General features: G+C 45.7%; 14 protein-coding genes and 1 tRNA gene. 1 reads left to right on the forward strand and 14 read right to left on the reverse strand.

What is annotated here, in order from left to right:
• Window positions 1–112: 112 nt before the first annotated feature.
• The 3 genes from GCU48_RS10720 to GCU48_RS10730 all read right to left on the reverse strand — a co-directional run bounded on the left by GCU48_RS10720 (window position 113) and on the right by GCU48_RS10730 (window position 1,445).
• Window positions 113–203 (reverse strand) — tRNA-Ser (locus GCU48_RS10720).
• Window positions 204–280: 77 nt separating this feature from the next.
• On the reverse strand, window positions 281–505 hold the full coding sequence (locus GCU48_RS10725; protein ID WP_025716010.1) for a DUF951 domain-containing protein: 225 nt from the start codon (window positions 503–505) through the stop codon (window positions 281–283).
• Window positions 495–1,445: a mechanosensitive ion channel family protein gene (locus GCU48_RS10730; RefSeq protein ID WP_152380005.1), complete on the reverse strand. Its 951-nt coding sequence runs from the start codon at window positions 1,443–1,445 to the stop codon at window positions 495–497. Before GCU48_RS10730 ends, GCU48_RS10725 begins: the two co-directional genes overlap by 11 nt.
• Window positions 1,446–1,691: 246 nt before the next feature.
• On the opposite strand from GCU48_RS10730, the gene yyaC reads away from it, so the two are divergent.
• Window positions 1,692–2,297 carry a spore protease YyaC gene (gene yyaC / locus GCU48_RS10735; protein ID WP_152380006.1) on the forward strand — a complete coding sequence of 202 codons (606 nt, stop codon included), beginning with the start codon at window positions 1,692–1,694 and terminating at the stop codon, window positions 2,295–2,297.
• Here yyaC and GCU48_RS10740 read toward each other — a convergent pair.
• The 11 genes from GCU48_RS10740 to rpmH form a co-directional block, all read right to left on the reverse strand.
• On the reverse strand, window positions 2,251–2,772 hold the full coding sequence (locus GCU48_RS10740; RefSeq protein ID WP_152380007.1) for a DUF4446 family protein: 522 nt from the start codon (window positions 2,770–2,772) through the stop codon (window positions 2,251–2,253). The two genes, yyaC and GCU48_RS10740, sit on opposite strands and share 47 nt — an antisense overlap.
• Before the next feature lie 198 nt (window positions 2,773–2,970).
• Window positions 2,971–3,813, reverse strand: a complete 843-nt coding sequence (locus GCU48_RS10745) for a ParB/RepB/Spo0J family partition protein (protein WP_025716014.1) — start codon at window positions 3,811–3,813, stop codon at window positions 2,971–2,973.
• Window positions 3,806–4,567 carry a ParA family protein gene (locus GCU48_RS10750; RefSeq protein ID WP_007433242.1) on the reverse strand — a complete coding sequence of 254 codons (762 nt, stop codon included), beginning with the start codon at window positions 4,565–4,567 and terminating at the stop codon, window positions 3,806–3,808. Before GCU48_RS10750 ends, GCU48_RS10745 begins: the two co-directional genes overlap by 8 nt.
• Before the next feature lie 187 nt (window positions 4,568–4,754).
• A complete protein-coding gene (gene noc / locus GCU48_RS10755) occupies window positions 4,755–5,573 on the reverse strand; it encodes a nucleoid occlusion protein (protein ID WP_152380008.1) in 819 nt (272 codons plus the stop codon).
• Between the two features lie 365 nt (window positions 5,574–5,938).
• Window positions 5,939–6,661 (reverse strand): 16S rRNA (guanine(527)-N(7))-methyltransferase RsmG, encoded by a 723-nt coding sequence (gene rsmG / locus GCU48_RS10760; RefSeq protein ID WP_152380009.1) that lies wholly within the window; start codon window positions 6,659–6,661, stop codon window positions 5,939–5,941.
• Window positions 6,662–8,551 carry a tRNA uridine-5-carboxymethylaminomethyl(34) synthesis enzyme MnmG gene (mnmG, locus tag GCU48_RS10765; protein WP_152380010.1) on the reverse strand — a complete coding sequence of 630 codons (1,890 nt, stop codon included), beginning with the start codon at window positions 8,549–8,551 and terminating at the stop codon, window positions 6,662–6,664.
• Between the two features lie 97 nt (window positions 8,552–8,648).
• On the reverse strand, window positions 8,649–10,025 hold the full coding sequence (gene mnmE, locus GCU48_RS10770) for a tRNA uridine-5-carboxymethylaminomethyl(34) synthesis GTPase MnmE (protein ID WP_152380011.1): 1,377 nt from the start codon (window positions 10,023–10,025) through the stop codon (window positions 8,649–8,651).
• A 127-nt stretch (window positions 10,026–10,152) separates the two neighbouring features.
• Complete coding sequence (jag, locus tag GCU48_RS10775) at window positions 10,153–10,911, reverse strand: RNA-binding cell elongation regulator Jag/EloR (protein ID WP_025716019.1); 759 nt, start codon at window positions 10,909–10,911, stop codon at window positions 10,153–10,155.
• A complete protein-coding gene (locus GCU48_RS10780; RefSeq protein WP_025716020.1) occupies window positions 10,908–11,774 on the reverse strand; it encodes a YidC/Oxa1 family membrane protein insertase in 867 nt (288 codons plus the stop codon). Before GCU48_RS10780 ends, jag begins: the two co-directional genes overlap by 4 nt.
• A gap of 71 nt (window positions 11,775–11,845) precedes the next feature.
• Window positions 11,846–12,196 carry a ribonuclease P protein component gene (gene rnpA / locus GCU48_RS10785; protein WP_013312817.1) on the reverse strand — a complete coding sequence of 117 codons (351 nt, stop codon included), beginning with the start codon at window positions 12,194–12,196 and terminating at the stop codon, window positions 11,846–11,848.
• Between the two features lie 297 nt (window positions 12,197–12,493).
• A complete protein-coding gene (gene rpmH, locus GCU48_RS10790) occupies window positions 12,494–12,628 on the reverse strand; it encodes a 50S ribosomal protein L34 (RefSeq protein ID WP_007433250.1) in 135 nt (44 codons plus the stop codon).
• Window positions 12,629–12,978: the final 350 nt, after the last annotated feature.

A 12,978-nucleotide genomic window follows, 5' to 3' on the forward strand; every position in this document is an offset into this window, starting at 1 on the left:
ACGGAATCATTTAGGTATATCGGAATCATCTAGCTCAATTTCGTGTAAAAATCGTATAGCTTTCGATCCACATATCGTACTGTAAACGTTGATACAGTGCGATTTATTGTAGTGGCGGAAAGAGTGGGATTCGAACCCACGCACGCCTCGCGACGCCTAACTGATTTCGAGTCAGCCCCCTTGGACCTCTTGGGTACCTTTCCGCAGCAAGGATTATTATATCATCATTGCAACCATGACGCAAGCTGATTCTTGTCCAGCATGATTCACTTTCTCGGGCTCAAATGGTTTCCGAATTCTGTTCGAGAGTACTGGACTTTGAGCGCAGCACCTTCTTCATATTCTTTTCGAACTTGGCACGCGGGATCAGCACACTGTGCTGGCAACCGACACACTTGATCCGAATATCCATCCCCATACGGATAATTTCCATTTCATTCGTTCCGCAGGGATGAGGCTTCTTCATCTGCACAATGTCCCCTAGTTCAAACGACTTACGCTCCACTCTTCTCTCCCCCTTTTCCTTCTTCGTAATCTTCTTTTTCGAGGGTTACCGCCGTCTTTAGCGCGGCCTGACGATGTTCCTCATCCTCCAGAGCCTTCTTGATGTTATTCTGGATATCCCGTTCGACTACAGCCGCTGTATTCGGCATACATTCCGCCACAATACGTACAATATACTCTGCTGTAGTCATGGACTGCACCCCTAGCACATCCGGTATATTGAGTATCTGTGCATTAGACTCCTCAATCCCCTGGATTGCTTGCTTTACCAAGCCAACGGCTTCCTCCAGACTACGCTCCACCTTCATCGGTACGTCGACTACCGCCAATGCGTTGGACATGGAGAAGTTCGTAACCGTTGTAATGGAGCCGTTCGGTAAAATGTGAACCTCTCCTTTCCAGCTTACCAGCCTGGTTGTACGAAGCCCAATCATTCCTACCGTCCCTTTGAAGGTTCCTGTCTGAATGACGTCCCCTACAGCAAACTGATCCTCCAAAATAATAAAAAATCCAGTAATTACATCCTTAACCAAGCTCTGTGCTCCAAAACCAACAGCCAATCCAAGCACTCCCGCGCCAGCAATCAGAGGCCCAAGATTAATACCCATTTGAGACAATACCAGCATAATCAAAATAAAATTGAAGACAATGTTCGTTACATTTTTAAGAAGTTCCCCAACAGTCGTTAACCGTCTCTCATTCAATCGGAACCTGCTGTTATCTCCCTTTTGCTGCATTGACTTATCTATAATTTTATTAATAACCCGAATAAAGATACGGGTAATGATGAAAATAATAGCAATTTTCAAAATTACAAACAAAAAGGTCGACCACATCTCACCATCTGTGAAGAATTTCCACGCAGTATCCTTCAAGTGGATAGCCCCGTTCACTACCTCTTCTGTGCCTGAGTCGCTCTCCAACCAATGCATAAAGGTCATGCTGTATTCCTCCTTAAACAAGGGAACTTCCCTTCCTGCTTCCGCATTCTATTTTCTACTATAGAAGCTCATCAACTGATGTTATTCATACGACTATGAATAATCTACTTTCCCAAGTATAAAAGCACAAACTTATCCATATACTAGCTACTATCTAAAGAATAAATGTTACACCCATAACGATCTATATAAAGCGAGCGCAACCTGCAACTTGCACACTCCATTACAGAGCGAAAGGAAGATACCATGTCTCATCCATCTGACTTCATTCCGGAGCAAGAACCCCTTAGCCTAAAAATATCACACACCGACCCTGGAATCCAATCAGCCATCATCCATCGTTTGCTGTTCCATCTGCATCAGGCACCGAGTCTACAGAATATCGTCATCATTTGCATCGGCACCGACCGTTCTACTGGGGATTGCCTTGGACCGCTCGTAGGCACCCATTTATCACGCTATAAAAGCCCTCTATTCAACCTGTATGGTACATTAGATGAGCCTGTGCATGCTATGAATCTGCAAACGACGCTAAACGGCATCTATACCCAGTATGAACAGCCTTACATCATCGGCATTGATGCATGTCTTGGACAAACCTCCAGTGTGGGGTGCATCCAGGTCGCAGAGGGTCCGCTAAAGCCTGGAGCAGGCGTAAATAAAGAATTACCGCCGGTCGGCGATATCCATTTGACAGGTATCGTTAACGTCGGCGGCTTCATGGAATACTTCGTGTTGCAAAATACAAGGCTAAATCTGGTAATGAAATTATCAGATATCATTGCTAGTAGCTTATACTCCGCGATTAAGGAGTGGCATTACCGTTCTGTCCTGCTTGCTGCGCAAGAGTAATGGCTTCTTTCTCTTCAGGGGATAAGGAATAGGATGATTGCCCAGCTTCGAGAGGCTTGGCGTACACATAAGAGCCATCCCGGTTATAAATACCGGTTAACACTATGCCGTCCTGATTGTCATCTACAATAGCCAAAGAAAAGCTCAAATCGCTTCCTCTTTCGCCAAAAGCATTATAACGTTTGATACCAACAGTTCCCTTCATTCCAGTCAGTTTGCTACGTAGAGATTTCATGCTTGCACGATGGGCTTCCTGCTCATCCTCAATCGTATCCATCTGTACTTTCAAATCAATCAGCAGCGTTTCTAAATTTTCGACACCGCTGCCTGCCATCATGGTCTCATACTTTCGCCGCATTTTCTTCAATTTTGCACCCTGTACAATAATAACAATCAACAGGAAGAACAAAATGAGCACGATCCCTGCAACGATACCGGCAAGCTGTTCCATGATTAGTCCATTCAATTCAGCCATATGCTTGCTTCTACTCCTCTACCTCAAAAATCATGTACCTACATATCTTATATTTTATACGTTTGAGAACAGCGAAACAAATAACAGAAGGGTTATTAGTTTACCCATCAATACCACTCTGATTCTTACAGTTCCGGACAAAGTAAAGACATATCTCACTTTCCATTTTGCTCAAGGAGACATGTCCATTGTTACAGACTACTGCAATAGCTCCAGTAACCTTTCCAAATCCTGCTGGCTGTAATAATTTAATTCGATTTTGCCTTTATCCTTATTGTGCTTAATTTTCACAGTCGTTTTAAAACGCTCACGCAGGGACTCTTCCATATGGTCAATATAGGGGTCCTTTTTTCGCATTTTGGTTTTGGCCTTCGTTATCCCAGGCTTGTGATCCAGTTGTTGTACAGCTTCCTCCAGTTCGCGAACACTCCACTGCTGCTCAATGCATTGCAGTGCTAGCTGCTTCACTATACTTGGATCTTTGAGTCCGACAATGGCTCTGGCATGTCCCATAGACAATGTTCCACGTGAAACATGATCTTTGACTTCCTCCGGTAATGCGAGCAAGCGAAGAAAATTGGCAATATGAGAACGTGACTTCCCAACCTTCAGGGACAGCTCTTCCTGCGTTAAGGAGAATTGATCCATCAACCCCTGATAAGCTACTGCCACTTCCATCGCATTCAAATTTTCACGTTGCAAGTTTTCAATCAAGGCAATCTCCATCACCTGCTGATCCGTAAAATTACGAACGACTACAGGTATAGTTGGATTCCCACAAAATTGGGATGCCCGAAAACGTCTTTCCCCCGCTATAATTTCGTATCCTCTCAATACACTGCGTGCAATAATAGGTTGGATAACACCGTGCTGACGAATAGATTCCGCTAATTCTTTAATGGATTCATCATCAAACGTTTTTCGAGGCTGGTACGGATTTGCACGCAACTGGCTAAGCGGAATGTCAACAACCTTGTCCTCTTCATTGACCGTAAGGGAGGGAATGAGTGCATCCAGTCCCTTTCCCAACCGTTTACTCATAAGATACCACTTCCTTTGCCAACTCAATATATACCTCTGCCCCACGAGAGCGGGGATCATACGTAATAATGGACTGGCCATGCGATGGGGCTTCGCTAAGTCTTACATTGCGTGGAATAATCGTCTGATAAACCTTGCTTTGAAAATACTTTTTCACTTCTTCAATCACTTGAATACCCAAATTCGTACGGGCATCAAACATCGTTAACAATACACCCTCAATTTGCAATGAGGTGTTTAAATGCTTCTGTACTAACCGCACCGTATTCAATAGCTGGCTTAATCCCTCCAATGCGTAATATTCACACTGAATTGGAATAATGACTGAATCGGAGGCCGTTAATGAATTGAGCGTCAAAATACCCAACGATGGAGGGCAATCAATTAATATATAATCGTAATTATGCTTTACGAGCTGGAGTGATCTTTTTAATCTCAGCTCACGAGATATAGTCGGTACCAGTTCAATCTCCGCACCTGCCAACTGAATGGTTGCTGGAATAATATCCAGGCCCTCAATCTGTGTACTGACAATCGCCTCACTAGGATCTACCTCATTAATGAGTACATCATAAATGCAATTTGCCACATCCGCCTTATTGATACCCACACCGCTGGTTGTATTACCTTGCGGGTCGATATCCACGAGCAATACCCTTTTGCCGAGGGAAGCAAGTCCGGCGCCCAAATTCACGGAAGTAGTTGTTTTGCCCACTCCGCCCTTTTGATTGGCTACGGCTATTATTTTTGACACTTCATTCACCTCATAATTTAATCGGAATTCTGCTACATTCCATGATGCAAAATGCTCTATGGAGACGTTACTTAATCCTTAACTTACGGATACCGGCAATTTTATAGAATGAATACGAGTATGCTGCGGTTTTATTGGGCGTTAGACAGAAAAAGCGGCAATTGCTGCCGCCTGTACGCTGCATCCCTTACTTACGTTTGGGAATTTGAATGACAATCTCATAGTGATCCTCGTGATCGGACTCCTTGGTTTTGATATCCAGGCCTGAGCCAGACACCATATCAATGGATTGACGAATCGTATTCAGCGCAAGCCGGACATCCTTGGTAAAGGAAATCCGCTTGGATTTCTTCATCGTTGACACTTGTTTATAAAAGGCCACTCGTGCCTCTGTCTGCTTTACATTGAGTTCCTTAGCAATGACTTCATCCAAAACCTTATACTGTAGCTCTTCGGTCTCTAATGACAATAACGCACGAGCATGACGCTCGGACACCTTCCGTTCCATTAGAGCCTCTTTCACTCTCTCTGGCAAATGAAGCAGTCGTATCTTGTTAGCAATGGTAGATTGGCTTTTGCCCAGTCGCTGAGCAAGACTTTCCTGAGTAAGCTGATGGAGATCAATCAGCTTCTGGTAAGCCACTGCTTCTTCAATCGCAGTCAGCCCTTCTCGTTGAAGATTCTCAATCAATGCGATGGATGCAGCTTGTGAATCATTAAACTCACGAACAATGGCTGGAATCGTGTCCATTCCCAGTTTGGTAACAGCTCTCCAACGACGTTCCCCTGCTATAATTTCATATTGTCCATTACGGAAACGGACGACAATCGGTTGAATTACACCATGCGTTTTAATGGTCTGGCATAGCTCATCAATCTTTTCGTCGTCAAATATGGTGCGGGGCTGATAAGGACTGCTGACAATATCCTGAACGGGAATTTGTTTTATTTCGTCCCCAGTAGATCGCTCCGTCAAACCAAATAGCTTGGAAAATTGTTCTTTCATTCCGTATAATACCACCTAATTTCATAATAGCACCATACTTACAGCGCTTCGTGAAAAACAGTTACTTACGCGGATCATAGCCCCCTTTTATATGAGACAGCCCCGTAAGTAGGTACACTCCACGTACTTTCCTGACCTTGTTGCCCCACTCCCCTATATGTATATCTTGATAAATGAGTACGGGGAGTAGTCAACTTGCATTAAAACGATTATCTCTATTCTATCACTTTTCTAACCATAATCCTATCGTCTCTACCAGCTTTTCGGAAGGATCAGTTAATAAACTGTCGTCCCCGTACTAGCTACCGATTCAGCCATAAAAAAAGTGAATGTTTCACGTGAAACACTCACTCTTTTTCAAACATTTACACTAACGGAGTTTTCAAGGGAGTACCCGGCTTGCGCGGATATTTCCTTGGTGTAGCTGCTCTTTTTTCAATAATAACCATATGTCTGGCTGCATCCTCAACAGGTAGATGAAAAGCTTGAACATGCTTAATTTTACCCTTTAGCTCTTTCAGGCTGTAGGAAGCTTCCTTGATTTCTTCCGTTGGATCACTGCCCTTCATCGCAGCAAAGTGACCTCCTTCACGGACAAAAGGCAAACAAAATTCATTCAGTACCGCAAGCCGGGCAACAGCTCTGGCGGTAACCAGATCGTAACTATCGCGGTAGCCTGCTTTACGTCCTAGCTCCTCTGCCCTGCTGTGAATCAGTTCAACATTTTCCAACCCCAACTGCTCTACCACATGTGCTAAGAACTGTATGCGTTTGTTCAGCGAGTCCACAATAGTCAATTGAATATGTGGAAAGCATATTTTCAAAGGAATGCCAGGGAAACCTGCGCCTGATCCAATGTCAGCTAGGCTCCCCACATCCTTTAACGGAACATAGAAGGCGAGTGAAAGAGAATCGTAAAAATGCTTGGTGTACACTGCATCACGCTCTGTAATCCCCGTCAGGTTCATTTTCTCATTCCACTCTACCAACACACGATAATACGTTTCAAACTGCTCTAGCTGACTGTCATTGATCACAATGCTATGCTCGGCCAGTCGCTGCTTAAATTGCTGCTGTATGGCGTCCATTTATGATCCCCTCGCTGCCGTTACGCGATTATAATGCTCCAGATAGACCAGCAGAATGGATATATCCGCAGGGGTCACGCCCGAGATACGGGATGCCTGGCCGATGGACATGGGACGGATTTTTTCAAGCTTCTGCTTCGCTTCAATAGCCAAACCTTGAACCTCATGGTATGCAATATCCTCTGGAAGCTTCTTTTTCTCCATCTTTTGCAGACGTTCTACATGCATCAATTGCTTCTCAATGTAGCCCGCATACTTAATTTGGATTTCGACCTGCTCCTGCTCTTCTTCAGTGAGAGCGATAGGTGAAGGTGAAATTTGCGCAACCTGTGCATAGCTGATCTCTGGTCGACGCAGCACCGTTAACAAATTACTACCATCTTGTATCGGTGCGGAACCGCCTTGCTCCAACATTTCATTTACATCAACTGGACGAACCTTCGCCAAGCGAAGACGCTCAATCTCTTGTTCTACCTTTTGCTTTTTGTCCAAAAAGAGTTCATACCGTTCATCTGTAATCAGGCCAATCTCATGCCCAATCGGCGTCAATCGCAGATCTGCATTATCATGGCGCAACAATAGACGGTATTCTGCGCGGGATGTCAGCAGGCGGTAAGGCTCATTCGTACCTTTAGTTACCAGATCGTCGATCAGAACTCCAATGTAGCCTTGAGAGCGATCCAATACAACAGGCTCTTTGCCCTGCACCTTACGAGCTGCGTTAATCCCTGCCATAATGCCTTGACCAGCGGCTTCCTCGTAACCGGAAGTACCATTAATCTGGCCTGCCGTGAACAAGCCAGGGACCTTTTTCGTCTCCAAAGTAGGCCACAATTGCGTAGGGACCATCGCATCATACTCAATAGCATAGCCGTTACGCATCATCTCTACCTTTTCCATCCCCGGAATGGTGCGCAGTACAGCTAATTGTACATCCTCCGGCAAGCTGGTCGACAAGCCTTGAACATAGTATTCAGATGTGTTTTTACCCTCAGGCTCCAAAAAGATTTGGTGCTTCGGCTTATCACTGAAACGTACCACTTTATCTTCAATGGATGGACAATAACGCGGGCCCGTACCTTCGATCAGACCGGAGAACATCGGCGCACGATGCAAATTATCATTAATAATCTGATGTGTTTCTACCGAAGTATACGTCAGCCAGCAAGGGAGCTGCTCATTATCCGAAGACTTCGTTTCGTAAGAAAAAAACTTCGGTTGGTCGTCCCCCGGCTGAATTTCCGTTTTGCTAAAATCAATCGTATCCTTATGCACCCGTGGCGGTGTGCCTGTCTTGAATCGAACGAGATCAAAGCCCAGCTCTTTCAAATGCTCAGCCAATCTCACCGAAGGCTGCTGATTGTTCGGACCACTCTCATACATCAGCTCACCCATAATGATTTTTCCGCGCAAATAGGTGCCAGTAGTCAGCACAACTGCTTTGCTTCGATACTCTGTGCCTGTCTTCGTAATCACGCCTACGCAATGGCCGTCTTCAATAATCAGTTCTTCCACCATGCCTTGACGCAGGGTAAGATTGGGTTCCTTCTCCATTGTTTCCTTCATCGTATGCTGATAAGAGAACTTGTCAGCCTGTGCACGCAATGCATGAACTGCAGGCCCCTTACCTGTATTCAGCATACGCATTTGGATAAATGTCTTGTCGATATTGCGGCCCATTTCACCGCCCAAAGCATCAATTTCCCGCACTACATGACCCTTTGCAGGACCGCCAATAGACGGGTTGCAGGGCATAAACGCGACCATATCCAGGTTAATTGTAATCATCAGCGTACGACAGCCCATCCGGGCTGCTGCCAAGGCGGATTCTACGCCCGCATGGCCCGCGCCTACGACAATTACGTCATAGTCGCCTCCTTGATATCCCATACCTCTCTTACCTCCTTATACATTTCGGTCTTCCGCCGAATATGCATTTGTATATCTATAACGATAGCAGGGCTTATACCAGCCATGCTTGAATGTCCTATTTCCCCAGACAAAATTGTGAAAATATTTGATCTATTAACGCATCATGCGCAGTATCGCCCACAATTTCACCCAAATGCTCCCACGCCAGCCTTACATCAATCTGAATCATGTCGATTGGTACAAATTGATCTGCAGCTTCATAGGCATCTGCCAGTGATTGGCGAGCCTTCTTCAACAAAGCAATATGCCTTACATTGCTGACATATGTCATATCGGCTGATTCCAGCTTGCCGCTGAAAAATAAATTGGATATGGCCTGCTCCAGTCGGTCTGCTCCCTCGTTCTCCTTGACGGACATCGGTACGATGAGCTCCTCAGGTACATAGCGCAGCAGCAAATCCCGGTCCACTTGAGCCGGTAAGTCCATTTTATTCATAATGATAATCGCTTGTCTACCGCGGATTTGTTCCATTAATGCCATTTCATCCTCATGTAGCGGTTCGTTGGCATTAATCACAACGAGCAACAGATCCGCTTCACTGACCGCCGTTCTCGAACGCTCTACTCCGATTCGTTCCACTACATCCATCGTTTCACGAATCCCGGCGGTGTCCAACAGCTTGAGCGGGATGTTATTAACCGTCACATATTCCTCAATAACATCACGAGTGGTGCCCGGAATATCGGTCACAATCGCCCGTTCACCCTGAGCCAGTGTATTCAACAGCGAGGATTTGCCCACATTCGGTCTTCCGACAATCGCTGTGGTCAGACCCTCACGCAAAATTTTCCCCTGCTCCGCCGTATGCAGCAGCCGATCAATCTCGGCCATGACCTGGCTGCTCTTATCCTTAATTAACTCAGACGTAAAAGATTCCACGTCATGCTCAGGATAATCAATGTTTACTTCAATATGAGCGAGCGTCTCTACCAAAATATTACGCAAGCGACGAATATTCTGCGACAGATGTCCATCCACCTGCTTCAGAGCGACAGAAAAGGCTTTATCTGACTTCGAACGAATAAGGTCGATGACCCCCTCTGCCTGACTCAGGTCAATACGACCATTCAAAAAGGCTCGCTTCGTGAATTCGCCTGGCTCAGCCAAACGTATATTTTGCAGCAACAATAAATCCATAACCCGTTTGACGGCTACTACTCCGCCATGAGTACTGATCTCTACTACATCTTCTGTTGTAAAAGAGCGTGGCGCCCGCATTACCGTCACTAAAACTTCCTCCACCTTTTCATGGTTGTGAGGATCTATAATATGTCCATAGTGTACCGTGTGAGATGGAGCCTTGCTTAAAGGCGTTTTGCTGCGGAACAAAGTCTCCACTTCCGTGACAGCTTCCGGGCCGCTGACCCGTATGACTGCAATGCCGCCTTCGCCGACAGCCGTTGCAATGGCAGCTATGGTATCGCTCAGCATATCGTTTCTACCTCCTATCAAGTAGAACCGGCTTTGCCGTCCTTGAGTAAGGACGGCATCCGTTTCACCAGAAATATAAGAAAAAAAGCAATGGCTTCTGCACCATGCAGAGAGCCATTGCGTCGGATTATTTTTTGGCAATGACGACGCGCCGATTCGGCTCGTCCCCCTTGCTGTATGTTCTAACCTGCGCATGCTGTTGAAGCTTAGCATGAATCAGCTTTCGCTCCTGTGACGGCATTGGCTCCAACACGACTTCCTTGCCGTAACGAATAGCCTGGTTTGCCAACCGATCTGCCAAATCCTCCAGCGTTTTCTGCCGACGTGCGCGAAATTGCTCGGCATCCAGAACAATTCGGATGAATTTGTCAGAATGACGGTTGGCAACAATATTCGTCAGATACTGCAATGCGTCCAAGGTCTGTCCCCGACGACCAATCAGCATGCCGAGCGACGGACCGGAGATATCCAGTATACTTTCATCCTTGCGGTGGTGGACATCAACTTCAACGTCCAATCCCATTCCTGCTGCTGTTTCGCGGATAAAACGAGTCGCCTCCTCATAGGGATCAACTTGTCCCTCAGAGGCTTCCGAACTGATGTGTGCTTCCCGCGCAACAGGCGCAGCTTCTGAAATAGCCTGTCCTATACTAGAAGGCACTTGAGCCGATACATGAGGTTCAGCCGCGTGTATGGTTTCGGGAGACGGTTCAGACAACAGCGTAAGCTCCACCTTGGCCTTCTTGACCCCGAGCCATCCCAGGAATCCTTTTGACGGCTGTTCCAACACGTTTACGGTTACCCGTTCACGGCTTACTCCCAGTTGAGAGAGTCCTTGTTTTACAGCATCTTCAACGGTTTTTCCTGATGTCACGACCTTGGTCATCTCGACTTTTTAGCCCCCTTCGAGTTTCTGTTGTTCTTTTTCTTGCTATTGGAGGAACCTGTTTTTGTATGACTGGCTGTTTTCACATTCGCCAGGGCAGCTTCTTTACCATTATTTCGATAAAGGAAATAGTTTTGAATAATTGTGTAGATATTACTGTAGAACCAATACAACGGCAAAGCGGATGGGAAGTTATACGACATGAACAGAATCAGCACCGGATAAACGTACAGCAAAAACTGCATAGGTCCCTGCTGCGGCGTAGGATTCATTTTCATCATCATCCAGGTTTGGACAAATGTCGTAATCGCTGCCAGAATCGGCAGGATGAAGAAGTGATCCGGTTTACCTAACTGGAGCCACAAAAAGTCATGATCCCGTAATGCCGAATTATAGTAAATGGCATTATAAAGCGCGATAAAAATCGGCATTTGCACGACTAAAGGCAGACAGCCCGCCATCGGGTTGACCTTGTTTTCCTGAAACAATCTCATCGTCTCTTGCTGGACTTTCTCAGGTGTATCCTTGTATTTCGCTTGAATTTCTTTTAATTGCGGCTGAATGGCCTGCATAGCTTTGGAACTGCGTACTTGCTTGAGTGTAAGCGGCAAAATAATGGTGCGCACGATAATCACCAGTATCAGTACGGCCAGGCCATACTCTCCAGAGAACCATTGGGCAAATGTATCCAGCGCATACGAAAACCAGTAAACGACATATCTTTGCCACCACGAACCGTTGGCCAAGTCTGCCGTCGTGTAAGAATTGTGAACCGTCGGGGCACACCCGGACAGTACGGCAACAAGTGCCAATACGGCAATTAGGAGGAACCATTTCCCCCGTTGAGTCTTCAAACGCGACACTTCATAACCCCTTTCTTAACCAATCCATTCCAACGTAAATCATACCATATCCTGTAGGACAAAGATACTGACTATCGGCGTGAAGACTTGAGCAGCGAGGCTTTGCGCAGAACGTGCAGCACGCTTTTCTCCAGCTCTTGATACGACATCGTAACCGCACCCTTACGGACAATAAAAATCAAATCAATCTGCTCCACCAATTCATGCTCATGATGACGCACAATTTCCTTGACGATTCTGCGCATCCGGTTACGGACAACTGCATTGCCGATCTTCTTGCTGGCAGAAATTCCGACACGGAACTGCTCTACCTCTCTACGGCGGAACCAGTACACCACAAACTGATGGTTGGCAAAAGATTTGCCATGGCGGTATACACGCCCAAAGTCCGCCCGGTTTCGAAGACGCAATTTTTTTTGCACGGCGCTTCTCCTTGCTCATCTCTTTTACACACTTCGGTAAGTCAATCCTTACCTCTTATATAGTAAGAAGTATGGACAACATTCCGTCATGGTAATCTCGCTTATTTTACGTCCATTTTCAAAAGCTTCATCTAATATAGCGCATAATATAGCGCAGGATATAGCGCATAATATAGCGCAGGATTCGGCACTTCACCCTCTTTTTCATTGCATTTCTACAAATTAGAGGAAGCGATCCGGTCCGTTAATACCTCAATTATGAAAAAAAAGACCACCGTAGTGGTCTTTATGCACGCATTACGCACTCAATACTTTTCTACCTTTTTGGCGACGAGCCGCCAAAACTTTACGGCCATTCTTTGTGCTCATTCTTTTACGGAAGCCGTGAACCTTTTTACGTTTGCTGACATTCGGTCTGAAAGTCGGTCTCATTGTGCTGCACCTCCTTACAAGGAATACGTTTTATATGGAATATACCTAACGTAGCAATCTCCACAAAAAACACCTTTGTACATTTAACCACAAATAACCGTCAAAGTCAATGTGATTGTGAGTCCTCTCCCTCTTTTTCGTGTTCAGAAATCCGATCCTTCTCATACATTCATTACTTCACTCTCATTTGCCCTGGTTTAGCGACACTTTTTTGTTTCTCTCTCCTCTCATTCAGCAGCTCATCTGCATTTTTCCCCTGCCGAAACTACTCGTATCTATCATCTATTCATTTTCCAACTTCAATTCAGTCTTTTTCGGATCGCCGTCGCCAGTTCATTCAAAAACAATGT

The sequence above is a fragment of the Paenibacillus brasilensis genome, assembly GCF_009363115.1.
GTDB classification, from domain to species: Bacteria; Bacillota; Bacilli; order Paenibacillales; family Paenibacillaceae; genus Paenibacillus; species Paenibacillus brasilensis.

Bases quoted from the DNA above. Each gene is read 5' to 3' on its own strand.
- GCU48_RS10730 (WP_152380005.1), bottom strand. From the start codon at position 1,445: ATGACCTTTATGCATTGGTTGGAGAGCGACTCAGGCACAGAAGAGGTA.
- yyaC (WP_152380006.1), top strand. From the start codon at position 1,692: ATGTCTCATCCATCTGACTTCATTCCGGAGCAAGAACCCCTTAGCCTA.
- GCU48_RS10740 (WP_152380007.1), bottom strand. From the start codon at position 2,772: ATGGCTGAATTGAATGGACTAATCATGGAACAGCTTGCCGGTATCGTT.
- jag (WP_025716019.1), bottom strand. From the start codon at position 10,911: ATGACCAAGGTCGTGACATCAGGAAAAACCGTTGAAGATGCTGTAAAA.
- rsmG (WP_152380009.1), bottom strand. From the start codon at position 6,661: ATGGACGCCATACAGCAGCAATTTAAGCAGCGACTGGCCGAGCATAGC.
- mnmE (WP_152380011.1), bottom strand. From the start codon at position 10,025: ATGCTGAGCGATACCATAGCTGCCATTGCAACGGCTGTCGGCGAAGGC.
- GCU48_RS10745 (WP_025716014.1), bottom strand. From the start codon at position 3,813: ATGAGTAAACGGTTGGGAAAGGGACTGGATGCACTCATTCCCTCCCTT.
- mnmG (WP_152380010.1), bottom strand. From the start codon at position 8,551: ATGGGATATCAAGGAGGCGACTATGACGTAATTGTCGTAGGCGCGGGC.
- rpmH (WP_007433250.1), bottom strand. From the start codon at position 12,628: ATGAGACCGACTTTCAGACCGAATGTCAGCAAACGTAAAAAGGTTCAC.
- noc (WP_152380008.1), bottom strand. From the start codon at position 5,573: ATGAAAGAACAATTTTCCAAGCTATTTGGTTTGACGGAGCGATCTACT.